This window comes from Croceicoccus hydrothermalis (assembly GCF_022378335.1).
In the GTDB taxonomy this organism is placed as follows: domain Bacteria; phylum Pseudomonadota; class Alphaproteobacteria; order Sphingomonadales; family Sphingomonadaceae; genus Croceicoccus; species Croceicoccus hydrothermalis.
On sequence record NZ_JAIQCI010000036.1, the window covers coordinates 25,745 to 51,394 of the forward strand.

At 62.6% G+C, this 25,650-nt stretch carries 21 protein-coding genes, 1 tRNA gene and 1 pseudogene; 8 read left to right on the plus strand and 15 right to left on the minus strand.

The window, feature by feature from the left end:
- Positions 1 to 41: 41 nt before the first annotated feature.
- From odhB to mdh, 4 genes are all read right to left on the minus strand, one after another.
- The gene (gene odhB, locus K4G67_RS15200) at positions 42 to 1,289 is read right to left on the minus strand and encodes a 2-oxoglutarate dehydrogenase complex dihydrolipoyllysine-residue succinyltransferase (RefSeq protein ID WP_239807158.1); all 1,248 of its coding nucleotides are present in this window, start codon (positions 1,287 to 1,289) and stop codon (positions 42 to 44) included.
- A gap of 65 nt (positions 1,290 to 1,354) precedes the next feature.
- On the minus strand, positions 1,355 to 4,201 hold the full coding sequence (locus K4G67_RS15205) for a 2-oxoglutarate dehydrogenase E1 component (protein ID WP_239807159.1): 2,847 nt from the start codon (positions 4,199 to 4,201) through the stop codon (positions 1,355 to 1,357).
- A gap of 111 nt (positions 4,202 to 4,312) precedes the next feature.
- Positions 4,313 to 5,203 (minus strand): succinate--CoA ligase subunit alpha, encoded by an 891-nt coding sequence (gene sucD, locus K4G67_RS15210; RefSeq protein WP_239807160.1) that lies wholly within the window; start codon positions 5,201 to 5,203, stop codon positions 4,313 to 4,315.
- Between the two features lie 34 nt (positions 5,204 to 5,237).
- Entirely contained in the window at positions 5,238 to 6,200 is a 963-nt protein-coding gene (mdh, locus tag K4G67_RS15215; protein WP_239807161.1) for a malate dehydrogenase, read from the minus strand.
- Positions 6,201 to 6,443: 243 nt separating this feature from the next.
- Here mdh and K4G67_RS15220 point away from each other — a divergent pair, with 243 nt between their 5' ends.
- Positions 6,444 to 6,758: a GCN5-related N-acetyltransferase gene (locus K4G67_RS15220; RefSeq protein WP_239807162.1), complete on the plus strand. Its 315-nt coding sequence runs from the start codon at positions 6,444 to 6,446 to the stop codon at positions 6,756 to 6,758.
- Between the two features lie 223 nt (positions 6,759 to 6,981).
- Here K4G67_RS15220 and K4G67_RS15225 read toward each other — a convergent pair whose 3' ends face one another.
- From K4G67_RS15225 to K4G67_RS15245, 5 genes are all read right to left on the minus strand, one after another.
- Positions 6,982 to 9,147 carry a M3 family metallopeptidase gene (locus K4G67_RS15225; protein WP_239807163.1) on the minus strand — a complete coding sequence of 722 codons (2,166 nt, stop codon included), beginning with the start codon at positions 9,145 to 9,147 and terminating at the stop codon, positions 6,982 to 6,984.
- Between the two features lie 76 nt (positions 9,148 to 9,223).
- Positions 9,224 to 9,436, minus strand: coding sequence for a hypothetical protein (locus tag K4G67_RS15230; protein ID WP_239807164.1), 213 nt, complete (start codon positions 9,434 to 9,436; stop codon positions 9,224 to 9,226).
- 351 nt (positions 9,437 to 9,787) lie between these two features.
- A complete protein-coding gene (gene thpR / locus K4G67_RS15235; protein ID WP_239807165.1) occupies positions 9,788 to 10,321 on the minus strand; it encodes an RNA 2',3'-cyclic phosphodiesterase in 534 nt (177 codons plus the stop codon).
- A gap of 8 nt (positions 10,322 to 10,329) precedes the next feature.
- Positions 10,330 to 12,135: a vWA domain-containing protein gene (locus K4G67_RS15240; RefSeq protein ID WP_239807166.1), complete on the minus strand. Its 1,806-nt coding sequence runs from the start codon at positions 12,133 to 12,135 to the stop codon at positions 10,330 to 10,332.
- A 60-nt stretch (positions 12,136 to 12,195) separates the two neighbouring features.
- Positions 12,196 to 12,897: a hypothetical protein gene (locus K4G67_RS15245; RefSeq protein WP_239807167.1), complete on the minus strand. Its 702-nt coding sequence runs from the start codon at positions 12,895 to 12,897 to the stop codon at positions 12,196 to 12,198.
- Positions 12,898 to 12,936: 39 nt separating this feature from the next.
- Between K4G67_RS15245 and uvrA the strand changes: the two genes are divergently transcribed.
- A complete protein-coding gene (gene uvrA, locus K4G67_RS15250; RefSeq protein WP_239807168.1) occupies positions 12,937 to 15,843 on the plus strand; it encodes an excinuclease ABC subunit UvrA in 2,907 nt (968 codons plus the stop codon).
- Positions 15,844 to 15,897: 54 nt separating this feature from the next.
- Here the strand turns inward: uvrA and K4G67_RS15255 are convergent, their stop codons facing one another.
- On the minus strand, positions 15,898 to 16,821 hold the full coding sequence (locus K4G67_RS15255) for a DUF6414 family protein (RefSeq protein WP_239807169.1): 924 nt from the start codon (positions 16,819 to 16,821) through the stop codon (positions 15,898 to 15,900).
- On the minus strand, positions 16,754 to 16,975 hold the full coding sequence (locus K4G67_RS15260; protein WP_239807170.1) for a hypothetical protein: 222 nt from the start codon (positions 16,973 to 16,975) through the stop codon (positions 16,754 to 16,756). The genes K4G67_RS15255 and K4G67_RS15260 overlap by 68 nt, the downstream gene beginning before the upstream one ends.
- A gap of 159 nt (positions 16,976 to 17,134) precedes the next feature.
- Here K4G67_RS15260 and K4G67_RS15265 point away from each other — a divergent pair, with 159 nt between their 5' ends.
- The 3 genes from K4G67_RS15265 (at position 17,135) to K4G67_RS15275 (ending at position 18,524) form a co-directional block, all read left to right on the plus strand.
- Positions 17,135 to 17,344 carry a hypothetical protein gene (locus K4G67_RS15265; protein ID WP_239807171.1) on the plus strand — a complete coding sequence of 70 codons (210 nt, stop codon included), beginning with the start codon at positions 17,135 to 17,137 and terminating at the stop codon, positions 17,342 to 17,344.
- Complete coding sequence (locus tag K4G67_RS15270; RefSeq protein WP_239807172.1) at positions 17,344 to 17,994, plus strand: hypothetical protein; 651 nt, start codon at positions 17,344 to 17,346, stop codon at positions 17,992 to 17,994. Before K4G67_RS15265 ends, K4G67_RS15270 begins: the two co-directional genes overlap by 1 nt.
- Positions 17,995 to 18,179: 185 nt before the next feature.
- A complete protein-coding gene (locus tag K4G67_RS15275; protein WP_239807173.1) occupies positions 18,180 to 18,524 on the plus strand; it encodes a hypothetical protein in 345 nt (114 codons plus the stop codon).
- Here K4G67_RS15275 and K4G67_RS15280 read toward each other — a convergent pair.
- Both K4G67_RS15280 and K4G67_RS15285 read right to left on the minus strand, forming a co-directional pair.
- The gene (locus K4G67_RS15280) at positions 18,517 to 19,104 is read right to left on the minus strand and encodes a septal ring lytic transglycosylase RlpA family protein (protein WP_239807174.1); all 588 of its coding nucleotides are present in this window, start codon (positions 19,102 to 19,104) and stop codon (positions 18,517 to 18,519) included. The two genes, K4G67_RS15275 and K4G67_RS15280, sit on opposite strands and share 8 nt — an antisense overlap.
- A gap of 101 nt (positions 19,105 to 19,205) precedes the next feature.
- Positions 19,206 to 20,429 (minus strand): argininosuccinate synthase, encoded by a 1,224-nt coding sequence (locus K4G67_RS15285; RefSeq protein WP_239807175.1) that lies wholly within the window; start codon positions 20,427 to 20,429, stop codon positions 19,206 to 19,208.
- 273 nt (positions 20,430 to 20,702) lie between these two features.
- Here K4G67_RS15285 and K4G67_RS15290 point away from each other — a divergent pair, with 273 nt between their 5' ends.
- Complete coding sequence (locus tag K4G67_RS15290) at positions 20,703 to 22,751, plus strand: S46 family peptidase (protein ID WP_239807176.1); 2,049 nt, start codon at positions 20,703 to 20,705, stop codon at positions 22,749 to 22,751.
- A gap of 15 nt (positions 22,752 to 22,766) precedes the next feature.
- Here the strand turns inward: K4G67_RS15290 and K4G67_RS15295 are convergent, their stop codons facing one another.
- Positions 22,767 to 23,558: an SDR family oxidoreductase gene (locus K4G67_RS15295; RefSeq protein ID WP_239807177.1), complete on the minus strand. Its 792-nt coding sequence runs from the start codon at positions 23,556 to 23,558 to the stop codon at positions 22,767 to 22,769.
- 184 nt (positions 23,559 to 23,742) lie between these two features.
- Here K4G67_RS15295 and K4G67_RS15300 point away from each other — a divergent pair.
- Positions 23,743 to 23,816, plus strand: a tRNA-Gly gene (locus K4G67_RS15300).
- A gap of 203 nt (positions 23,817 to 24,019) precedes the next feature.
- Positions 24,020 to 25,250: pseudogene (locus K4G67_RS15305) on the plus strand (tyrosine-type recombinase/integrase).
- Positions 25,251 to 25,422: 172 nt separating this feature from the next.
- Here the strand turns inward: K4G67_RS15305 and K4G67_RS15310 are convergent.
- The coding region (locus K4G67_RS15310) for a hypothetical protein (RefSeq protein WP_239807178.1) at positions 25,423 to 25,650 on the minus strand (228 nt) is incomplete at its 5' end.

A 25,650-nucleotide genomic window follows, 5' to 3' on the forward strand; every position in this document is an offset into this window, starting at 1 on the left:
GCTGGCCGGTATCGGGTGCGCGCGCCACCGGGCGCGAACGATTAAAGGTCGATAAGGAGGCGCGTCGGATCCTCGATCGCGTCCTTGATGATCTTGAGCGCGGTCACCGCCTCGCGCCCGTCGATAAGCCGGTGATCGTAGGACAGCGCGATATACATCATCGGCCGGATCTCGACCTTGCCGTCGATGGCCACCGGACGGTCCTCGATCCGGTGAAGACCGAGCACCGCGCTCTGCGGCGGGTTGATGATCGGCGTCGACATCAGCGACCCGAACACACCGCCGTTGGAAATGGTGAAGGTGCCGCCCTTCATCTCTTCCATGGTGAGCGTGCCGTCCTTCGCCTTCTTGCCGAAATCGGCGATGTCCTGCTCGATCCGGGCAAAGCCCTTCTTGTCCGCATCGCGCACGACCGGCACGACCAGCCCGTTCGGCGCCGACACGGCCACCGAAATATCGACATAGTCGTGATAGAGGATCTCGTTCCCCTCGATCTGGGCATTGACCGACGGTACGTCTTTCAACGCAAGGCACGCCGCCTTCGCGAAAAAGCCCATGAAGCCCAACCGGATGTCGTGCTTCTTGGCAAAGAGATCCTTGTACCGGGTGCGCGCCTCGATGACCGCGGTCATGTCGACATCGTTGAAGGTGGTGAGCAGCGCCGCGGTGTCCTGCGCGCTCTTCAACCGCTTGGCGATGGTCTGGCGCAGGCGCGTCATCTTCACGCGCTCGACATTGCGGCCGCCGGCGTCTCCCGTCGCGCTGGGCGCGGGGGCAGGGGCGCTGGTGCTCGCGCCGCCCGCATCGCGAGCCTTCGCGGCGGCCAGCACGTCTTCCTTGGTCAGGCGTCCGTCCTTGCCGGAGCCCTTGATCCCGGCGGGGTCGATCCCGTGTTCCAGCACCGCGCGGCGCACCGCCGGCGACAGGACCGCGGCATCGGCGCCATCGCCGCCCTGCGCATTGTCGCCGCCATCCTGTTTCGCGGGCGCGCCCTGCTTCTCCTCGTCATTCGCCTGGGCGGGCTTGGGGGCCGGCTTGGCACCGCCGCCGCTGCCTTCCTCGATCGTCGCGATGAGCGCGCCGACTTCGACATTGTCGCCGACCTCGGCCATCAACTCGCCCATGACGCCGGCGGCGGGCGCGTTCACGTCGATCGCGACCTTGTCCGTCTCCAGGCTGCAGATCGGCTCGTCTGCCTCCACCCGGTCGCCCGGCTGTTTCAGCCATTCGCCGACGGTGGCTTCGTTGATGCTTTCACCCAGGGTGGGAACCTTGACTTCGGTGCTCATCGCTTACGCGTCCTTTCGCGGCGTCATGCCGGTCATGCTGATGGCGGGGAGGGGGCCTGCGCCCCTCACTTGCGCCGCCGGATTTCGTCTTCGACCGACAGGCCGAGGGCATCGGAAACAAGGGCTGCCTGCTGCTCCGCATGGCGCGAGGCGAGACCCGTCGCGGGCGAGGCCGCAGGCTGTCGCCCGGCATAGCGGGGCCGGCGCACCGGCGCTTCGGCTTCGGCGAGCGCCTGCTCGATCTGGCTTTCGACAAAGAACCATGCGCCATTGTTGCGCGGCTCTTCCTGACACCAGACCACTTCCTCCACGTTCTTCATGCGGGCGATGCGGGTCGCCAGCGGTTCGCCGGGGAAGGGGTAAAGCTGCTCGATGCGCACGATGCTCGTGTCATCCTGCCCCGCGGCATCGCGCGCCTCGATCAGGTCGTAGGCAACCTTGCCCGAGCACAGTACGAGCCGCTTCACCTTCTCGTCCGCGATGTCCTTCGTGTCGGACAGGATCCGGCGGAAATGCCGGTCGCCAAGGAATTCCTCGCGCGTCGAGCGTGCCATCGGATGCCGCAACAGCGATTTTGGCGTCATGATGATGAGCGGCTTGCGAAACGGGCGCAGCATCTGACGGCGCAGGACATGGAAATAATTCGCAGGCGAGGTAATGTTGCACACCTGGATATTGTCGCCCGCGCACAGTTGCAGGAACCGTTCCAGACGGGCGGAGCTGTGTTCCGGCCCTTGCCCTTCGTAACCATGGGGAAGCAGCATGACGAGGCCATTGGCGCGCAGCCATTTCGCCTCGCCCGCGGCGATGAACTGATCGATCATGATCTGCGCGCCATTGGCGAAATCGCCGAACTGCGCCTCCCACAGCACGAGCGATTTGGGATCGGCGAGCGCATAGCCATATTCGAAGCCCAGCACGCCATATTCGGAAAGCGGGCTGTCGTAGACCTCGAACCGCCCATGCGGCACCTGGCACAGCGGGATATATTTGCGCTCGTCCTCCTGATCGACCCAGGCGGCGTGCCGCTGGGAGAACGTGCCGCGGCCCGAATCCTGACCGGACAGGCGCACCGCGAACCCTTCGGATACCAGCGACCCGAAGGCCAGCGCCTCCGCCGTGGCCCAGTCGAAGCCCGCCTTTCCATCGAACATCTCGCGCTTCGCGTCGAGCACGCGGCCCAGCGTGCGATGGATCTTGAGATCGTCCGGCACGGTGGTGAGCGTGCGGCCAAGGCTGTCGAACAGCTTGCCCTCGATACCCGTGTCGACGCTGCGCCGCGCGGTTTCGGGGTCGGCCGGCTTGTTGAGGCCGGACCAGCGCCCCGCGAACCAGTCGGCCTGGTTCGGCTTGTAGCTCTTTGCCGCCGCGAACTCTTCCTCGAGGTGATCGGTGAAGCTCTTTTCCTGCTCCTTTTCCCAATCGCCGTCGATCACGCCTTCCTCGCGCAGCCGCTGGCTATAGAGCGCGGCGACACCGGGGTGGTTCTTGATCTGCTTGTACATGAGCGGCTGGGTAAAGCTCGGCTCGTCACCCTCGTTATGGCCGAACCGGCGATAGCACCACATGTCGATCACGATGTCGCGCCCGAATTTCTGACGATATTCGATGGCCAGCTTGCAGCAGAAGGTGACCGCCTCCGGATCGTCGCCATTGACATGCAGGATGGGCGCCATGACCCCCTTCGCCACATCGGAGGGATAGGGGCTCGACCGCGCGAATTGCGGGCTGGTGGTAAAGCCGATCTGATTGTTGATGACGAAATGGATGCAGCCGCCGGTATTGTATCCGCGAATGCCCGAAAAGCCGAGGCATTCCCATACGATGCCTTGCCCCGCAAAGGCCGCGTCGCCGTGGATCAGCACGGGGAGCACCTGCTTGTGCTTGCCGCGGCCTTCCTCGTCGGTGCCAATGTCGTCGTGGAACGTCTGCTGCGCGCGGACCTTGCCCAGCACGACGGGATCGACCGCTTCGAGATGCGACGGGTTGGGCACCAGGCTCATGTGCACCTTGATGCCATCGAATTCGCGGTCGGTGCTCGTGCCGAGGTGATATTTCACATCGCCCGAACCGCCGACATCCTCGGGGTTCGCGCTGCCGCCGGAAAACTCGTGAAAGATCACCTTGTACGGCTTGCCCATCACATTGGCGAGCACGTTCAGCCGGCCGCGATGCGCCATGCCGTAGACGACCTCGCGCACGCCAAGCGCGCCGCCATATTTGATGACCGATTCCAGCGCCGGGATCATCGCCTCGCCGCCGTCGAGACCGAAACGCTTCGTCCCTACATATTTCTTGCCGAGGAATTTCTCGTATTGCTCGCCGCGGATCACGGCGGACAGGATCGCCTTCTTGCCCATCAGGGTGAAGTCGATCGACTTGTCCGCGCCTTCCATCCGGTCCTGAAGGAAGCGGCGCTCCTCCACATCCGAAATATGCATGTATTCAAGGCCGACGCTGCCGCAATAATTGGCGCGCAGAATGTCCACCATCTCGCGAACCGTGGTCCATTCGAGGCCCAGATTGCCGCCGATATAGACCGGCTTGTCGAGATCGTCGCCCTTGAAGCCGTGATATTCCGGCTCAAGATCGGCGGGAAGCTCGCGGTGCGAAAGACCCAGCGGATCGAGATCGGCGGCAAGGTGCCCGCGCACGCGATAGGTGCGTAGCAAAAGCATCGCACGGACCGACGCATCGGCGGCGGCCTCGACCGCCTTTTCATCGACCGGCGCGCCCTTTTTCTTGGCCGCGTCCTTGACCTCGGCCTTCATGCGCGTGGGGTCGAGCGCCTGCGTCAGGTCGTCGAACGCCCCTTCGCCCGTCATGGGCCAGGCCTTGCGCGCCCAGCTCGGACCTTGCTGCGGTCCGTCGTAATCGAGGTCGGGAAGGGGGGACGAATTCTCGTTAGCCATGGCGCTCAATCTCGCAGCCTGCCGGGCGTTCCGGCGATAATATGAAAATCGTGGCGGGCCGGATCACGCAGCGCACGACGCCGCGTGCCGCGATCCGGCCCACCCGCGGCCTCAGGCCAGTTCCTTCAGCAGACCGTCGAGCGTTTCGCCAAGCTTGGACGGCGAGGGCGAGACGCGGATGCCCGCATCCTCCATCGCCGCAATCTTGTCGTCCGCGCCGCCCTGACCGCCCGAAACGATGGCGCCCGCATGGCCCATGCGCCGGCCCGGAGGCGCGGTGCGGCCCGCGATGAAGCCGACCATCGGCTTCTTGCGGCCCTTGGCGGCCTGGTCCTTGATGAACTGCGCGGCTTCTTCCTCGGCGCTGCCGCCGATCTCGCCGATCATGATGATGGACTTCGTCTCGTCGTCGGACAGGAACAGATCGAGCACGTCGATGAAATTCGTCCCATTGACGGGGTCGCCGCCGATGCCGACCGCGGTCGTCTGGCCAAGGCCCACCGCCGTCGTCTGATGCACCGCTTCATAGGTCAGCGTGCCCGAACGCGACACGACGCCGACGCTGCCCTTCTTGAAGATGGAGCCGGGCATGATGCCGATCTTGCACTCGCCGGGGGTCAGCACGCCGGGGCAGTTCGGCCCGATGAGGCGCGACTTGCTGCCTTCCAATGCGCGCTTCACCCGCACCATGTCAAGCACGGGAATACCCTCGGTGATGGCCACGATCAGTTCCATCTCGGCGTCGATCGCCTCGAGGATGGAGTCGGCGGCGAACGGCGGCGGCACGTAGATGCACGATGCGGTCGCGCCGGTTTCGGCCTTCGCCTCGGCGACGGTGTTGAAATTGGGCAGGCCGATATGCGTCGTGCCGCCCTTGCCCGGCGTCACGCCCGCAACCATCTGCGTGCCGTAATCCAGCGCCTGTTGCGTATGGAACGTGCCGGTGGAACCGGTCATGCCCTGCGTAATGACCTTGGTATTCTTGTCTACGAGAATGCTCATCCCGATCTCCTTGTATTCTGTTCGCGATCCGCGTTCAGGCGAGGTCGCCGTCGAGACCCTTGCACGCCTCGAGCAGTTCCTTCACCGCATCGACGCTGACCTGAAGATTGCTCTTTTCCTCGTCGTTCAATTCGATCTCGACGACATCCTCGATGCCGTCCTTGCCGATGACCGCGGGCACGCCGACATAAAGCCCGTCGACGCCATATTTGCCGGTCAGATGCGCGGCACAGGGCAGGATGCGCTTCTGATCGCCGAGATAGGCCTCGGCCATGGCGATCGCGCTGGTCGCAGGCGCGTAATAGGCCGACCCATTGCCGAGCAGGCCGACGATCTCGCCGCCGCCCTTGCGCGTCCGGTCAACGATTTCGTCGAGGCGCGCGGTGTCGACGCCCTTGATCTTCGCCATGTCGGCAACGGGGATGCCGCTGATGGTGGAGTAGGACAGCACGGGCACCATGGTGTCGCCGTGACCGCCGAGGACGAAGGCGTTCACATCCTTCACCGACACGTCGAATTCCCACGCGAGGAACGTGGCAAAGCGCGCCGAATCGAGCACGCCAGCCATGCCGACGACCTTTTCATGCGGCAGGCCCGAAAATTCGCGCAAGGCCCATACCATCGCGTCGAGCGGGTTGGTGATGCAGATGACGAAAGCGTCGGGGCAATTGTTCTTGATACCCTCGCCGACCGATTTCATGACCTTGAGGTTGATGCCGAGCAGATCGTCGCGGCTCATCCCCGGCTTGCGGGGAACGCCGGCGGTGACGATGACCACATCAGCGCCGGCAATGTCGGCATAGTCGTTCGTGCCTGTGATCTTCGCGTCGAAACCCTCGACCGGGCCGCATTGCGAAAGGTCGAGCGCCTTGCCCTGGGGCATGCCCTCGGCAATGTCGAACAGGACGACGTCGCCCATTTCCTTCTTCGCAGCCAGGTGGGCGAGCGTTCCGCCAATCATGCCCGAGCCGATCAGGGCGATTTTCTTGCGTGCCATCAGGTCGATATTCCTCTTCGCATTCGCGGGTCCGGACCAGTGCGCGCAGCGACAGCCCGCGAACAATCGCGGCACGGCCTTCTGATAGGGTGGGTAGGCGTCACATCACTCGATTGCAACCGCCAAAACGATAGGCTGAAAACAATCTTCGATAACACTTCGCAATAGCAAGAGGGGGTTTTGCACGCAACCATGCGCCGGGGGCTGGTCCGCTTTTGTGGCTCGGGCTAGACCGGGTCGTATATGCGGCGAGACGAACTCGAAACCATCTGGCTACGGCTTACGCGGGTGGATTTGCCGGGCGTGGCGGCGTCGCATGGCTGGCCGGTGCGGCACGATCACTGCTTTGCCCGCATCCTGCTCGACAATGCGTGTGGTGGGCGGTGGTGCGATCATGTCGCGGGGCGCCCGGCCTATCGGCACGCACCGCCCGAGATGCTGAACCGTGCAATCGCATTTGGGGAGGCATGCCTTGCCGATTCGGCGTTGCTGCCCTTGCTGAACGCGCGTTCGCTTCGCTGGTGCGGGAAGGGTGGCGGGTCGTCCGGCTTGGCTTGAACGGCTTCCTGCCACACGCTGGCCCACCGCGACCGCCCCCGTCGCGCATGGCCTTGCTCCGACAGGCGGGCGGCGTTCTTCCCGGCTCACCCTCATCGTGCGGACCGGCTTGCGCCGGGGCCGTTTCTTCCATGCCGCATCGCGCATATCGGCGGCCATCATGCAAATCGGACCGGCGCGGGTCGCCCCGGCCGGTCCGATAATCAATCCGCGAATGCAGCGATCAGCCGGTTTCATCCGCATTGGTCGGTTCGGCATCGCCGGGAACGAAACCGCGCGCCTCCAGCATCGGCTCCACGCGCGGGTCATGGCCGGTCAGCGTGCGAAACGCCGTCCCGTAATCGAGCGTACCGCCGCGCGACAGCACCACGTCGCGATAACGATCGCCATTCGCGCGGGTCATGCCGCCATTGGCATCGAACCAGGTACCGACATCGTGATACAGCATCTCGGTCCAAAGATAGGCGTGATAGCCAGCGGAATAGGAGCTGCCCCCGAACACGTGCCGGAAATAGGGCGAGCTGTAGCGCGGCGGCACCATGCCGGTATTCAGCCCGGTATCGGCCAGAGCCCGCGACTGAAACGCGGCCACGTCGGCCGGAACCTGCGCCGGGGTCAGCGTGTGCCACGACATGTCCATCATCGCCGCGGCAAGCGTTTCGCCAAGCGCAAAGCCCTGGTTGAACTTCGCCGCGGCGTCGATCTTGTCCATCAACTGCTGCGGGATCTGCTCGCCCGTGCGGTAATGCTTGGCATAATTGGCCAGCACGCGCGGCTCGCTCGCCCATTTTTCGTTCATCTGCGACGGAAACTCGACGAAATCACGCGCAACCGCCGTGCCCGACATCGATGCATATTCCTGATCCGCGAAAAAGCCGTGCAGCGCATGGCCGAATTCGTGGAACATCGTCGTGGTTTCATCGAAGGTCAGCAGCGTCGGCTCACCCGCGCCGGGTTTGGGGATATTGAGCACGTTGTAGATGACCGGCTTCGTGCCGTCGCGATGCGATTGATCGACGAAGTTCGACATCCACGCCCCGCCGCGCTTGCTCTCCCGCTGATACGGATCGAAATAGAACAGGCCCAGTTCCGACCCGTCGCGGTCGAACACCGTATAGGTGGTGACATCGGGGTGATAGACCGGAATGTCGTCCCGCTTTGCGAAGGTCAAGCCGTAAAGCTGGTTCGCGGCGTAGAACACCCCGTTTTCGAGCACGTTGTTCATCTCGAAATAGGGTTTGATCTCATTTTCGTCGAGATCGTATTCCGCCTTGCGCACCTTCTCCGCGTAATAGCTCCAGTCCCACGGCTGCACCGTGAAATCGCCGCCCTCGGACCGGATCATGGCATTCAGCTTGGCGGCCTCGCGGCTCTGCGCCTGCGCCGTGGCGGGGGCGAGGCCGCGCATGAATTCGATCGCCGCATCCGGGCTCTCGATCATGCGGTCGTACATCTGCCACTCGGCGAAATTGTCCTCGCCGAACAGCGCCGCTTTCTCGGCGCGCAGCTTGACGAGTTCGAGGACGATTCCGTTGGTGTCGTCCTCTCCGCCCTGCGAATTGCGCGTCAGGCTCGCCTCGAACAGGCGGCGGCGCGTTTCCCGGTTGTCGAGGCTGGAGAGGAGCGGCTGCTGCGTCGTGTTCTGCAGCACCAGCGCATATTGCCCGGCCTTGCCCCGCGATGCCGCCGCATCGGCCGCGGCCTCGATCTGCGCGTCGCTCAAGCCTTTGAGCATCGCCCGGTCCGACACGATCAGCGCGGCATCGTTGGTGCCCGCGGTAACCTTCTGCCCGAATTGCGTGGTGAGCGTCGACATGCGCGTGTTGAGATCGCGCAGGCGCGCCTTGTCCGCATCGGACAGGTTGGCGCCGGCGTGCACGAACTGTTTGTACGTTTCCTCCAGCAAAGCGGCATCGTCGACCGTCATGCTCATCGCGGCGCGATTGTCGTAAACCGCCTTCACCCGCGCGAACAAAGGCGCGTTGAGATAGATGGCGTCGGAATGCGCGGCCATTTCGGGGCTGATCTCGGTCTCGACGGCGTCCAGCGTGTCGTTCGTATTGGCCCCCGTCACGGCATAGAATGCCCGCGCCGCACGGCCAAGCAAATCGCCCGAAGCGTCGAGCGCGGCAATCGTGTTGGCGAAGGTCGGCGGAGCCGGGTTGTTGGCGATCGCCTCGACCTCGGCTTTCTGAATCGCCATGCCCTGGCGCATGGCCGGAAGGTAGTCGCCGTCTTCGATTTCGGTGAAGTCGGGCGCGTGAAAGGGGAGGTCGGACGGGGCCGCGAATACGCCGGTCGCCTGCGGAACCGCACTCATATCCGGCATGCCGCCGCTTCCCGGAAGCGCCGCGGCGCCGGTCGCGGGGTTCATCGTATCATTGTCCATCGTCGCGCATCCCCCAAGGGTCAGCGCAAGAGCTGCGCTCGCCAGTAATCCTGTCCGCGTCAAATCGTTCCTCCTGTCAAACATGAACGGCGTGATAGCGCTTCATGGTTGAACCGGGCATTGATAGCAAATGAAACGACCGCAACCGTTTCGCGAAAGGGCGGCGGCGATGCGATCTCCGACAGCGATGGGCACTGGACGAAATCGCAAAACCCGCGCCGGTCGATGCGCCGATGGCAAAGGCGATCATGCGCGTGCGGGCCTCGATGACCTGCGGCACGAACGCCATGACCATCTGACCCTTGTTACCATCGTTGGCCAGTATCCCGCGCCGTGCACCGCATCGCTCGAACTCTCTGGGCCATCGCGTGTAGCCACGTTCCCGACCCGAACCGCTTTGCCGTTTCAACGATATCCATTCAAGGCCGTGCTATCCATCTGTTTGATCGCTATCTTCGCTTTACGGCAGAACACGGACATTGCGCAGTCGGCAAATTAACAGAACCGGGCAAAACCAGTATTACAGAGGAGCGTTGCAGGCGGCGCATTTCGGCAAGGATGCCATGCAAATTGGCCGAAAAACGCGTTCACACCCTCGATAAGGCGCGCAGGCGCACCCGCCCGCCTCACCGCATCGGCCTCACCGCATCGGGTAGGACACCGCCGGCTCGTAAAGCGATCCGGCGCGGCTCAGATGGCTTTCGTACAGGACGAAGCGATCCACCTCGAACTGCGGCGTGCGAAGCGTGGCGTGCGCGCGCAGGAAATCGCCGATCGGGCCGCTCGCCAGATTCAGCCGGGCAAGCGTCACATGCGGCACGAAGCGCCGGGTTTCAGGGTCGCACCCCGCCGCGCGGCAGGCCTGCTCGACCTTGCGCTGCAAGGCGAGGAGTGGCTGCGAACGCGACACACCGGCCCATACCGCCGTCGCCCGCCCCTTGCGCGCGAAATGGCCGATCCCTTCGAAACATAGCGGGAAGGCGGGATGTGCCACGCGGGACAGCGCATCCGCGACATCATTGCCAAGCGGGCTGTCCACCTCGCCGATAAAGCGCAGCGTGAGATGCAATTGCGCGTCCGATTGCCAGCGCGCATTCTCGATCCCGTCCATCGTATCGATCAGCGCATCACCGATCGCTTCGGGAAGGGGGATACCGACGAAAAGCCTGTGCACGGTGGCCGTTACGGCGCAGGATCGCCGCGCATCAACGCGGCGGCCTGCGCGGCGAGTTCGGCAAATTCGGCGCGAAGCGGGCCGGTGCCCCCTTGCGTCCGGGCCAGCGCGGCGCTGTCGTCCAATGTCCACGCGCCCAGCCTGTCATCTCCGCGCAGGGTCTGCGCATATCCCGCCACGGCGAGCGCGAAGGCCATGTCCCCGCGCGCCGGTTCCGCATCCGCGATCATGCTCGCGGAGATCGCCCGTTCGATCAGCATGGATCGCGTCCCCTCCGGCATTTTATAGCGCAGGCGGACCACCGCCATTTCGCCCGACCGGTCGCCGCGCGCGGAGGGGCGCGCATTGGCTTCGTACCGGCGTTCGGGGAACCACCCCTTCGCGCCCGTCGGCACGATTTCATAGAGCGCCGTCACCTGATGGCCCGCGCCGATTTCGCCCGCATCCACCCGGTCATTGGCGAAATCCTGTTCGGCGAGTGCGCGGTTCTCATAACCGATGAGGCGATATTCCGCGACATGGGCCGGGTTGAACTCGACCTGTATCTTCACATCCTTCGCAATGGTGACGAGCGTCGCGGCCAGCTCTTCGTCGAGCACCTTGGCCGCTTCCTCCGCGCGGTCGATATAGAAATAATTGCCGTTCCCGTGGTCGGCGATCTGTTCCATCATCGCCTCGTTATAATTGCCGGTGCCATACCCCAGCGCGGTGAGCGAAATGCCGCCCTCCCGCTCGCGCTCCACCATGTCGATCAGCGCATCCCTGTCGGTCAGCCCGACATTGAAATCGCCATCGGTGGCCAGCATGATGCGATTAACCTCGCCCGCGCGGTAGTTCTGCCGCGCCAGATCATAGGCGAGCTCGATCGCCGCGCCGCCTGCCGTCGCCCCGCCCGCGGACAGCCCGGCAATCGCGTCCATTACCGCCCGCTTGTCGTTTGTCGGTTTCAGAGCGACTTGGGTATAGCCCGAATAGGTCACGATGCTCACCCGGTCGTCGGGCCGCAAACGCTCCGCCGTCAGGGCAAGCGAACATTGCACCAGCGGCAGCTTGTTCCGCGTCGCCATGGAACCCGACACATCGACGAGGAACACCAGATTGACCGGCCCGCGCGTGTCCCGGTTCGGCGCCACGCTCGACAATCCGATGCGCAGCACGCGCGTGTCCGCGTTCCACGGCGTGCGCGCCATGTCGGCGGAAATGGTGAAGGGCGGCCCGTTCGCATCCGGCGCGGGATAGGCGTAGCGGAAATAGTTCAGCATCTCCTCCGTCCGCACCGCGGCCTGCGGCGGAAGCTCGCCATCTGTGATCATGCGCCGCACATTGGCGTAGCTTCCTGTGTCGACATCGACCGCGAAGGTGGACACCGGCGCCTCGGCGACGCGCTGCACATCGGCGACTTCCTCGCCCGCATAGCGCTCGCGATTCTGCGCCGCGGGGGCATAGCCGCTCTGCGGCTGGACCATCGGCGCGGCGCTGGCCATCGGTGGAGGAGGCGGCGGCGGCGGCGGCGGAGGCGGGAGCGGCGGCGACCCGGCGGTCCGGTTTACGGGCGGCGCGCCCGGTGCCGGTCTGGCCATTCGCACGCCGGTCGTCACGATCTGATCCGCCTCTCCCGGATCGAGGAACGGCGCACAGATGTGTGCGGCAAGGGTCGCCTGCGATGCCGAGTGCGACAAGGCAGCGGCATCGCCGGGCGTCGCTGCTGCCGGCATCACCGGCGCCTGTACGGACGATGCGGGCACCGGCGTCGTCGCACAGCCGCCAAGCGTCATCGCCACCGCGCCAAGCCAGAGCGCATGTTTTCCTGTCATCGCGTATCTCCCTTTCCGCGCGCCCATGCTGAACACCGCAGCCGCCGAGCGCAAGCGCGATTATTGCGCAGCGTTCTGTTCCCCGCACGTGACATAGCGACGCACATCCTCGCCCTCACCGGGGCGATACCGCACCGTCCCATCGCCGTTCAGGGCAAGATAGATCGCGCGCGTATGTTCGGCCGGTCCCACCGTTTCGCGCAGGGTGATGGCAATCGCGTCGCCGTCCACCGCGACATGGGTGACGGGGCCGCCGGTCTCGAAAAAATTCACCCGGTCGCGCCCGACCGTCACCGCCTGGAATGATGGGGCATATTCGTGATCGCCGCGGCATGCACCGGGGTCGAGCGCGTAGGTCGCCCGGAACCGGACCGGCACCTCACGCGGGGCATCGGGCCCGGTCGCGATGTCCTGGCTCTCTTCGGCGTCATCGATGCCCGCCGCCTCACCGCCGGGCATCGACGGATGATCGCCTGCAGAAGAACCGGAGTCATCGCCGGAGGAAATTTCGCCGGTCGCATCGCCTTGCGGGGCGTCTTCTTTGCCGTCGCCCGCAGAACAGGCGCACAGGAAGAGCGCGGCAAAGCAGGGCAACGCGTATCGCATGCTCCTCAAACCGGGCGGGGCGTGGATCGGTTCCGCGTCCGCGCGATGGAACGGCCATGCGTTGCAATCGTCAAAACCCCGCCCACATGAACAACGACCATTTTCACCCTGCGCCGGATGCGAGGCATCGTCATGCTGCATGGCTTTGTCGGCCATCGCTTGACTGGCGCGAACATTTGCGGAACACGATCGTCCATGGCCCTTACCAAGATATCCGTGCGCGGCGCGCGCGAACACAACCTCAAAGGTGTGGACATCGACCTGCCGCGCGACAGCCTCATCGTCATTACCGGGCTGTCGGGGTCGGGCAAATCCAGCCTCGCCTTCGACACCATCTATGCCGAGGGGCAGCGCCGCTATGTCGAGAGCCTGTCCGCCTATGCGCGGCAATTCCTCGAAATGATGCAGAAGCCGGACGTCGAACATATCGACGGCCTCTCGCCCGCCATTTCGATCGAGCAGAAGACGACGAGCCGCAACCCGCGTTCGACCGTGGCGACGGTGACGGAAATCTACGATTACATGCGCCTGCTCTGGGCAAGGGTCGGCGTCCCCTACAGCCCGGCGACGGGCCTCCCGATCGAGGCGCAGACGGTCTCCAACATGGTCGACCGGGTGATGGAATTGCCGGAGGGGACGCGGCTCTACCTGCTGGCCCCCGTGGCGCGTGGGCGAAAGGGCGAATATCGCCGCGAAATGCTCGAATGGCAGAAGGCCGGCTTTACCCGTGTGCGCATCGATGGCGAAATCCACGAGATCGCCGACGCACCCAAGCTCGACAAGAAATTCAAGCATGACATCGAGGTCGTGATCGACCGCCTCGCCGTGCGCGAGGGGATCGAGACGCGGCTGGCCGACAGTTTCGAAACCGCGTTGAAACTCGCCGATGGTCTGGCCTATGTCGACCTCGCCGATGGTGTCGTGCCGGGACGAGAGGAAGAGAGCGAGGGCGCCGCCAATGCCACCGGCGGCCAATTGAAGGGCGCGGGGCTGCCCGCCAATCGCATCGTCTTTTCCGAACGTTTCGCCTGCCCGGTGAGTGGCTTCACGATCGAGGCGGTCGAACCGCGCCTGTTCTCCTTCAACGCGCCGCAGGGGGCGTGCCCGGCCTGCGACGGGCTGGGCGAAAAGCTCCTGTTCGATCCGCAGCTTGTCGTGCCGAACGAAAACCTCTCGCTCAAAAAAGGCGCGGTCGTGCCCTGGGCGAAGTCCAACCCGCCATCGCCCTATTACATGCAGGTGTTGTCGAGTCTCGCCGCCGCCTATGACTTCGACCTCGCCACCCCGTGGGCCGAATTGCCCGAAACCGTGCACGACACCATATTGTTCGGCACGAAGGGGAAGGCGGTCCCGCTCACGTTCAAGGACGGGCGCAAAAGCTATACGGTGAAAAAGCCGTTCGAAGGGGTCATCGGCAATCTCAACCGCCGCATGCTCCAGACCGAAAGCGCCTGGATGCGCGAGGAACTTGCCCGCTATCAGACCGCGCAACCGTGCGAGACCTGCGGCGGCGCCCGCCTCAAACCCGAAGCCTTGTCGGTGAAGGTCGCGGGCGAGAGCATTTCCGGCCCCGTGCGCCTGTCCGTGTCCGACGCGCTCGCCTGGTTCAAGGATCTGCCCTCCAAATTGACGGATCAGCAGAACCAGATCGCCGCCGCCATCCTCAAGGAGATCGACGAACGCGTCGGCTTCCTCGACAATGTCGGCCTCGACTACCTCAACCTCGACCGCACCAGCGGCACGCTGTCGGGCGGCGAGAGCCAGCGCATCCGCCTCGCCAGCCAGATCGGCAGCGGGCTTTCCGGCGTGCTCTACGTCCTCGACGAGCCCAGCATCGGCCTGCACCAGCGCGACAATGACCGCCTGCTCGAAACATTGAAACGCCTGCGCGATCTCGGCAATACGGTGATCGTCGTCGAACATGACGAGGATGCGATCCGCGCCGCCGATTACGTCGTCGACCTCGGCCCCGGCGCGGGCGTCCACGGGGGCGAGATCGTCGCCGAAGGCACGTTGAAACAGGTGCTGAAGTCCAAAAAATCGCTCACCGCGCAATATCTCAACGGCACGCGCGAAATCGCCGTCCCGACCGAGCGGCGCAAGGGCAACAAGAAGAAGATCACCGTCCACGGCGCCCGCGCCAACAATCTGCGGAACGTCACCGCGTCGATCCCGCTCGGCACGTTCACGTGCATCACCGGCGTGTCGGGTTCGGGCAAATCCAGCTTTACCATCGACACGCTGCACGCCGGCGCGGCGCGGGCGTTGAACGGCGCGCGCATCATCGCGGGCGCCCATGACAAGATCACCGGCCTCGAAAATTGCGACAAGGTCATTCAGATCGACCAGTCCCCCATCGGCCGCACCCCGCGTTCGAACCCGGCGACCTACACCGGCGCCTTCACCAATATCCGCGACTGGTTCGCCGGTCTGCCGGAGGCGAAGGCCCGCGGCTACAAACCCGGCCGCTTCAGCTTCAACGTGAAGGGCGGCCGGTGCGAGGCATGTCAGGGCGACGGGCTGATCAAGATCGAGATGCACTTCCTCCCCGACGTCTATGTCACGTGCGAGGAATGCGGCGGCAAGCGTTACAACCGCGAAACGCTGGAGGTGCGGCACAAGGGGCACTCGATCGCCGACGTGCTCGACATGACGATCGAGGATGCGGAAACATTCTTTGAAAACGTGCCGCCCATCCGGGACAAGATGCGCATGCTGAACGAGGTGGGGCTGGGCTATGTCAAGGTCGGGCAGCAGGCGACGACCCTGTCCGGCGGCGAGGCGCAGCGCGTGAAACTGGCCAAGGAACTGGCGCGCCGCTCAACCGGGCAGACGCTCTATATCCTCGACGAGCCGACGACCGGGCTTCATTTCGAGGATGTGCGCAAATTGCTGGAGGTGCTGCACCGCCTTGTCGATCAGGGCAATTCGGTGGTGGTGATCGAACACAATCTGGACGTGATCAAGACCGCCGACTGGCTGATCGACCTCGGCCCCGACGGCGGCGTGCGCGGCGGCGAGATTGTTGCCGAAGGCACGCCGGAGGATGTCGTGAAGGAAGAGCGCAGCTTTACGGGGCATTATTTGCGGGGGATGTTGTAAACTAACCTCCGATTATTATTTCGAATGCTTTCCCACCAAATAGTTATTCACCTTTCAAGTGACCTCCCTAAATATCAAAAGCGGGGTGACGGCATGTGCCGCAGACGGTCGCCCTAAAGAAACGCGAACCAAGGGAGAAAGCATTTTCGATATCTGCCCTACAAGGCTATGCGTCAGTCCCAAGTCGTTTTCGTCGAACTGGTTGCTCAAGTCTGGAGTTAAGTACTCAGGTTTTGCGCTGAGTATTCCTAACATCGACCATTCCCCGGATAACATCTCGCCGTAGGTGAGCGTAATGTCGCTTGCTAAGCCAACTAGATGGTCCTGATTTATCACGCTCCATACAAGGCGATCGTCCTCGCCTTCACTCGTAATTAATCGTGCATAGACCGAGTGAGGCATAAGCTGAATCATATCGAGGAATAATTCGGTATTTTCTTGTTGTTCTTTAGCCGCGGCTTTTTGCGCAGCGGTCATACTTGGAGATTTTCTGCCGTTTGGCACGTTACCCTTAATTTTCCGTTGTATCGAAGGGGCTTTCCAAGCTTCCCTCATCATGGCTAAGTCTTGGATACTTAAATAGCCTTTAGTAAGCACAAACTGTCCAATGTGCGCTTTGTCTACATTGCGTTGTATCATGTTCCGTTCGTCTAGAACGTCTAAAAACTGTAATGCGTTAGCCCAATACGGATCGTAAACCCGCGTCATGCTTTCGCTTCCCGACTCGCCGGGGCCGATCTCGAGTTCCACATTGCCACCACCTAAAGGTGTATTGCCGCCAATTCCGAAGCGTTTCCCTCGTTTTGAACCCTTCGCAACCCCTTCCGACTGTGTAACTTCATTCAAAAGTCCACTACTATCAAACTGCGAAAGATAGGATGCTATTCGCCTGCTATCGTGGTAAAGAAAGTCAAAAACGGAAGCGATTTCGGCTTCTTCTTGCGCCTCGGCGGATGCTATCGCGCCTTTCGTTGACATATTTCTTTACCTCTTCGTCATCACGCTTTATTTTTTCAGCAATATTTCTGGCCTCGTCGGCGCGAGATTCGATAACACCAGTAAGGGGCTCCTCAACCCCCGTGTTGGAAAGCTTTTTATTTTTCTGTTCAGGTTTCGGGTCGCGCTGGGTCATGCCACAAGCTCATGATAAAGATTAGCAATTATTGCGCAATAAGGTAAATGTTTGAGTGTCATGGTGATCGAAGGTCAGCTACCGCCCAAATTTTATTTTCCTACAACTCCGCACATCCCTAAATCCCCCGGTTCCCTGCAACAAACTCACAGGTGAACCATGCCCCTCTACATCCCGCCGCCCGGCGACATCGACCATCTCGACCATGCCCGCCGCTGGGCCGATCATGTCGCGCACGGGCGGATAGGGGAGGGGCCGCGCACCACCCCGGCCTTGCTCATTCAGCATATGCGCAATGAGGAAGTGCTGCTCGGCACCGCGCGCACCGTCCGCACGCGCGACGATTCCGCGATCCGGGGGCGCTGGTAATGGCCGCATCCTACACGCACGAAACGCCGCCCGCCGACCCTCCCGCCGATGACGAAACCCCGCGCCGCGTCATGCGCACGCCGCGCCGCGACGCGTGGACGAAATCCTTGATGGCGGCGTTCCTGCGCGAACTCACCGCCTCGCAATCCGTGGCGCAGGCCGCGCGCAGCGTGGGCAAGAGCCGGCAATCCGCCTATCGCCTGCGCGCCCGGTTGAAGAACACGCCCTTCGATCTCGGCTGGGAAACCGCGCTGGAGGCCGGGCTGTCGCAGCTTGCCCACGCCATGCTCGACCGCGCGATCAACGGCGTCGAGGTGCCGCATTACTATCACGGGCAACGTATCGGCTCGCACCGCGTCTATGACGAACGGCTCGCCATCTGGATCGCCGAAAATCCCTGGCGCATCGGTCGGCATCAGATCGCCCGTGAATATAGCGCGGAAGGCTGGGACCGCTTGCTCGACCGCATCGAGCACGGCCCGCTGGAATGGGAGGACGGCGAACCCGTGCCGGGCCGCGATCCGGTCGAACCCGAAACCGCCGAACGGACGGAGACGCAATTTCTCCTGCGCAGCTGGTATGCCGACCGGGCGCAGGCGGGACCGCCTGCCACCGCGCCGGGCTATCCACCCCGCGGCCACCGCCGGTAATTTTTTCGCCCATGCGCCGATCCGTAACCCTCGCCCCCGCAAAGCCGCAGATTGCCGTGCGCGCCGGCGGGGCAAACACGCGGACGGCGCATGTTGGACGTGTCACTTATGTCCGCTTCGTCAATCATGCTAACCGGGCCTTAACCACGATGTGCAAACCATCGCGCATGGCCCGCCTGACCTGCATGACGATCCCGGCAATGATCCGCCCCGCGCTGGCCGCGCCGCTTGCGCTCGTCGCGCTCGCCGCCTGTGGCAGCGAAACGGGGGACGGGGTGATGACGCCCGCCCACGCCGCCGCGGTGGAGCGATGCACCGCCCGATACGAGGCGCGGGGCCTCGCCACGGCGCGCGCAAGTCGCCTGTGCCATTGCACGGTGGCGCGGCTGCGTGCCGAACGGCTGAACCCGGCCGACCCGGTCCGGGCCGACCGGGTGCAGGGGGTGCGCCAATGGTGCGTAACGCAAACGGGCGTCACCGCCCATGCGGCAACGCCCGTTTCGCGCAACACTGTTATGGGAGTTAGTTGAGCAGCGCCATCCGCACCTGACCCCGCCCACGCGACGCCAGCCCGATCGTGCGCGCGGCGGCCTCGGACAGGTCGATGACGCGATTGCCGTGGAACGGGCCGCGATCGTTGATGCGCACGGTCACCGATTTGCCGGTGCGTTCGCTGGTCACGCGAACCTTGCTGCCAAAGGGGAGCGTGCGGTGCGCGGCGGTCAGCTCGGTGGGGTCGAAACGCTCGCCGTTCGCCGTGGGGCGCCCGGAAAGGCCCGGCCCGTAATAGCTGGCCTCGCCCGTGCCAAGCTCGCGGCGGATGTCGGAGACATCGGCCTCGACTTGATGGGCGAGGGCGGCGAGGCGGTTTTTCGCAGGCGCAGCCTCTTCGGCGGGAACCGGGGATGCGGCGGGGAGTTCGGAATCTACCCCGGCCACGCCATTGCCGATGGCAACGGTCTGAGGGGCCTCATTCTCCGACACGGCCAGCGCGGCGGAGGCGGGGACGATGGCGGCGACGCCGAACACGAGCATAGCCCGCTGCCTGCGGAGGCGGATCAGCGTGGCAAGCCGTTTGCGGCGGGTTGGAAGCGTATGTGTGTCATCCATGCTCCGCAATATAGCATGCCGGCACGGCGATTTGGGGTCGACCCGTCCGACCTGATGAACAGCTTACCCTGCTTTCGCTGGTGCAACATGGTTAATGCCGCTTAACGCTTCCCCTGTCCGGCAAGGAGTCGCAGGCGCAGCGCATTGAGCTTGATAAAGCCCGCCGCATCGGCCTGATCATAGGCGCCGGCGTCGTCTTCGAACGTCACGTGGCGTTCGGAATAAAGGCTCACCGGGCTCTTGCGACCGACCACGTCGGCATTGCCCTTGTAAAGCTTCAGCCGCACGGTGCCGCTGACATTCGCCTGGCTGTGATCGATGGCCGCCTGTAGCATTTCACGTTCGGGGGAGAACCAGAAACCGTTATAGATAAGCTCGGCATAGCGCGGCATCAGCTCGTCCTTGAGATGCGCAGCGCCGCGGTCCAGCGTGATCTGCTCCATCCCGCGATGTGCACGGGCATAGATTTCTCCGCCGGGCGTTTCATACATGCCCCGCGATTTCATGCCCACGAACCGGTTTTCGACGAGATCCAGCCGCCCGATCCCATGCTTGCGACCCAGTTCATTCAGCGCGGCAAGCAATTCGGCGGGGTTCATGGAATTCCCGTTGAGCGCCACGCCATCGCCCTTTTCGAAGTCGATGGTGATATATTCGGGTGTGTCGGGCGCATCCTCGGGATTGACCGTGCGGGAATAGACGTAATCCGGCGTCTCCTCCCACGGATCTTCGAGCACCTTGCCTTCGGAAGAAGTGTGAAGGAGATTGGCATCGGTCGAAAACGGGCTTTCGCCGCGCTTGTCCTTCGGTACGGGGATCTGGTGCTGTTCGGCCCAGGCGATGAGTGCGGTCCGGCTGGTGAGATCCCATTCGCGCCACGGGGCAATGACCTTGATATCGGGCGCCAGCGCATAGGCGGACAGTTCGAAGCGAACCTGATCGTTGCCCTTGCCGGTCGCACCATGGGCGATGGCATCGGCGCCGGTTTCGCGGGCGATCTCGATCAGGCGTTTGGAAATGAGAGGCCGTGCGATCGAGGTTCCGAGCAGATAGTCGCCTTCGTAACGGGCATTGGCGCGCATCATGGGAAAGACGAAATCGCGAACGAATTCCTCACGCAGGTCGTCGATGAAGATATGCTTGTCGGGCACACCCATCATCTGCGCCTTCTTGCGCGCAGGTTCGAGTTCTTCGCCCTGACCGAGATCGGCGGTGAAGGTGACCACCTCGCAATCGTACGTCACCTGCAACCATTTGAGGATGACGCTGGTGTCCAATCCACCCGAATAGGCGAGAACAACCTTGTTGATATCGGAATGCGACATGCGACACTTCTTTCGATTACGGCAGATTTGCGCTGCGCCTATCAGCCGCGAACCGGGGCGGCAATATGCATCATCGGTCTACCTTGGTGCTTTTTGAATTCGCCAGACAGGTAATGCGGGACCGGCGGGGCTTTTCAAACGTTGCGGTCCGTGCAATCAACTATCGAGGTTGTTACGAAGGAAACGTTTTATACCTTGGCCGGCGTAGCAAACGTCCATCTATCAAGAGGCCCCATTTTCAAAGAGGCCTTACCAGACAAGAGTATGCCATACATGCGTATCCGTAGCCTGATCCTGTCGAGCGCCATGCTCGCCGCGCCCGCTATTCTTTCCGCACCCGCCATGGCAGAGGAGGGGATGTGGACCTTCGACAATTTCCCGACCGAACGGATGGAAGGGGAGTATGGTTGGGCACCGGATCAACAATGGCTGGATCGAACCCGCGCGGCGGCTGTTCGCCTCACCGGGGGGTGCTCGGCGAGCTTCGTGTCGGATGCAGGGCTTATCCTGACCAACCACCATTGTGTGGTCAGCTGCCTTCAGGATCTCTCCACGGCGGAGAACGATCTTATCGAAAACGGCTTCAACCCCGGCAGTCTTGCCGAGGAACGCATGTGCCCCGGACAGCAGGCCGAAGTCGTGACGCAGATCACCGACGTGACCGGCGATATTCAGGGCAGGATCGAAGGGCTTACCGGAGAGGCGCTCGTCAATGCGCGCAACGCCCGTATCGCAGAGCTGGAATCCGAGGGATGTGAGGATGACACAATCCGCTGTCAGGTCGTAAGCCTGTTCGGCGGGGGGCAGTACAAGCTTTACCGCTATCGCAAATATTCCGACGTGCGTATCGCCTGGGCACCGGAGTTTCAGGCCGCGTTCTTTGGCGGCGACCCCGACAATTTCAACTACCCGCGCTATGCCCTCGATGCCGCATTCCTGCGCGCTTACGAGAATGGCAAGCCGGTCACGCCGGCCAATCACCTGCGCTGGAACCCGCGCCGTCCCGAACCGGGCGAAATCACGTTCGTGGTGGGTAACCCCGGTTCGACCTCGCGCCTTTACACACAGGCGCAGGTCGACTTCGATCGCGACCTGCGTATTCCGGTCACCATCGCGACGATGTCGGAACTGCGCGGACGGCTGATCGCCATTGGGCAAACCGATCCGGAAAAGGCGCGGCAGGCCAAAGATACCCTGTTCGGCATCGAGAACTCGCTAAAGGTCTATCTTGCACGGCAGCGTGCGTTGAACGATGCCGCATTCGTCGAAACGCTCGAAAGCAGGGAGGCCGATCTGCGCGAACGCAGCGCCGGCAATGCTGAGATCGGCGATCCCTGGACCGCCATCGACAGTGCGATGGGCGATTATCGCGATCTCTATCTGTCCTACCGTTTCATCGATCCGCAGAGCTCGCTCTTCAGCTTCGCGCAAACGCTCGTTCGCGCGGCACAGGAACGGGAAAAACCGAATGCGGAACGTCTGCCCGGCTTTACCGAAAGCGCGCTACCGCTGCTGAGCAAGAATCTGTTCGACGAACGTCCGATCTATCCCTGGCTGGAAGAGGAAACGCTCGGTTGGAGCCTGTCGAAAGCACGCGAGTATCTGGGTGCCGACGATCCCGATACGAAGCTTTTGCTCGGGAACGAATCTCCCGAAGGGCTGGCCAGCCGGCTGGTGACGGGAACCCGCGTGGATGAGCCGGAATATCGTCGCTATCTTTGGGACAATGGCATGGCCGCGATCGAGGCGTCGGACGATCCGATGATTCAGTACGCGCTGCGCCTCGACGAACGCGAGCGCGAATTGCGGCAGGCCGTGAACGAGCGCGTGACCGGACCCATCTCGGTCGCGCAGGCCGATCTGTCTGACGCCCGCTTTGCAGCCTATGGCGACACGATCTATCCTGATGCGACGTTCACGCTTCGCATCAGCTACGGCCAGGTGAAGGGCTGGACCGAACGTGGTCGTGAGATCGACCCGGTGACGACTCTTGGCGGTGCGTTCGAACGTGCAACCGGAAACGAGCCTTATGACCTCGCGTCCCAATATCTGGCGAAGGAAGGGCAGATCGATAAGGCGACGGCCTATGATTTCGTGTCGACCAATGACATCATCGGCGGCAACTCCGGCTCGCCCACGATCGCGCGCGACGGTTCCGTCATCGGCGCGGCGTTCGATGGCAATATCCATTCCATCGGCGGCAATTACGGCTATGACCCCGAGTTGAACCGGACCGTATCGGTGTCCGCCGCCGCGGTGCAGGAGGCGTTGGAGACCATTTACCCGTCGCCGCGACTGGTTCGCGAGCTGAACGAAAATTGACGGGGCAGGGGGCGTTCAGCGCCCTCCGCCACCCTCGCGCGCGAGGTATAGGACGTCGCGCTCCTGAGCGAGCAGGTGCTGCCCGGAATCGAGAAACAATGTCGCGCCGCTGGCGACGTGACCCTTGGCGAGGAAAACCGCCGCCTGCGCCAGTTCGTCAGGGGAGGTCAGCCGGCGGAGCAGATTCATGCGGCCGCTTTGTTCGTGTTCGGCATCGTGCTGATCGTGGCTGGGCAACATTGCGCCCGGGCAAAGACCGTAGATGCGATCGGAACTGCGCGCAAAATGCATTGCCATCATGCGGGTTGCGGCAAAAAGCGCGTGTTTCGACATGGTATAGGAAAAGAAGTCGGGATTTGTGTTCGCGATCTTCTGATCGATAAGGTTGATGACGCGCCTTTGCGACCCTTTGCGCGTATGACGCAGGAACGCCTGAGACAACAGGGAAGGCGACGCCGCGTTGATGGCATTGCTTCGCCGGAAAATGTCGGGATCGAGATCGTCTGCCAGATCGGGTTCGAAAATTGCCGCACTATTGACGAGGACGGTCCAGTTGGGGACGCGTATGGCAAGATCGGCGACGAAGCGGTCGATCGTATCGAGCTTTGAAAGATCTGCCGAAACGACCTCCGCGCTTGGCAGCGAACGCGCCAGGGCATGCGCAGCCTCCGTCGATCGGTGACAGTGAATGAGGACGTGGAACCCCGCCTCGGAAAAATGGCGCGCGATCGTCGCACCCAATCGCTTGGCTCCGCCAGTGATCAGAACCGTCCGACGGTCATTCTGCTTCTGCTCGCTCAGAGACATTTGCCCTTTCTATACCAGCTGATCACAATGCCAAGCCATGGTGTCGTATCGCTGTGTTCCTGAGACGCGAAGAGGCCTTCGCGTCGAAGTTGTATTGACCGGGCAGTACATCCGGTGCATGGGAGCGTGCGAAGGTATGGATCGCGTCGCGACGCGATCCGCATCATTTTAGCGCCTTTCATTTGCGGGTGTAGCTCAATGGTAGAGCAGCAGCTTCCCAAGCTGACGACGAGGGTTCGATTCCCTTCACCCGCTCCATTGCCGCCTTCCCAAAACATCCCGGAAACGCTATAAAACCTTCGGAAATCCGAGGGTTTTTGGCTTGCGCTTGTCCTGCATTTGCTCGGCTAGTCTCGCCAGATCTCTCGAAACTGGGGGCCTTTTTGGGGGCCATGTAGGTTTCCGCCAATTCGAGAGGCCCCCAGTCTGGGGGGGGCTTTTCTGGGTAAAGGTCTGAAATCATGGCGCTTACTGACGTTGCAATTCGCAAAGCCAAGGCTGGTCCGAAAGCCTACAAAAATGAGCGACTCGTTGGGGCTCTTCCTTTTGGTGGAGCGAACCGGCGGAAAACTGTGGCGAATGAAGTATCGCATCGATGGCCGGGAGAAGAAGCTGGCGATCGGACGCTACCCGGAAATTGGGTTGGCAGAGGCCCGCAGAAGGCGCGACGCGGCGCGAGAGCAGCTGGCGCACGGCAAGGATCCTTCACGCGAAAAACAGCGTGAGAGGGCGCGCGCGAAGCTTGGTGCCGAAAATACTTTTGCGTCAATCGCCGCCGAGTTCTGTGAGAAGTGCAAACATGATGGTTCAAGGGCCTGGGCACCGGCAACGGCAAAGCGCTGCGAATATCTGCTGTCGGTCCTGAACAGCTCAATTGGCAATCTGCCGATTGCCGATATCGAGCCTACCGACATCCTGACAGTCGTTCGCCGGATCGAGAGTAAGGGCAAGCTAGAAAGCGCGAAGCGAACCTTGCAACTGGCAGGTTCGGTGTTCCGTTATGCGGTGGCCACGGCGCGACTCAAGTCCGATCCGACGCGCGACTTGAGAGGTGCGCTGATGAACCCGACAGTGACACATTACGGTGCAATTCTTGATCCCGTCGAGGCTGGCGAGCTGCTCAGGGCTATCGACGGGTACGAAGGTCAACCCATCACCAAACTGGCAATGCAGCTTGCTCCGCATGTGTTCGTAAGGCCAGGTGAGCTCCGCCATTCGGATTGGAGCGAGATCGACTTCGATGAGGCTCTGTGGACAATCCCCGCGAGCAAGACGAAGATGCGCAAGGATCACCTTGTCCCTCTCTCACGCCAAGCCCTCGCGATTCTGGAAGAGGCCTACAGATTGACCGGCCCCGATGGCTACGTATTCCCGTCAGTCCGAACCCGGAGGCGACCAATGAGCGACAACACCATCAACGCAGGCCTGCGCCGCTTGGGCTATACCACCGACGAGATGACCGCTCACGGCTTCCGAGCGATGGCCTCCACGCTGTTGAACGAAAGTGGCAAGTGGAACCCCGATGCCATCGAACGCGCGCTTGCGCACGGCGACAGCGATAAGGTCCGTGCAGCCTACCATCGCGGCGCACATTGGAAAGAGCGTTTAAAGATGATGCAGTGGTGGAGCGACTACCTTGATAAGCTCCGCGAGGGCGCGGAAGTGGTGCCGATCAAGGCAGCGAAACGCTGAAGGATTACGCTAAAAATCGCAACTCTTCTGCGACCCGCGAGAGCGCGGAGAGATATCTATTAATTACTGCTACTTATCGCAAAGTGAGTTGCCTGCGGTTCAGCGTAAACCCGCTCAACTCGTAGACGGGTTGATTCCGCCCAAAACGTTATTCCGAATAAATATCAGTGATTTATCTCCCGAAATCGCGGGGTAGGGTGTGCTCCCGTTTCCAGCTACGGTGAACCACCCAGAAAAAGGCGAGAAAAGATGCTGATGGGGCAAAGGCATTTCGTGCCGATGGATTTTGAGCCAAGCTGGCGTTTGAGGCTGTTTCTGGGCCGGTGCACGAACCGCTGCGCGGAGGGGTGCTTGCGGCGCGGTTGAGGTAGAACAGCGGGCGCAGCGCCTGGATTGAGCA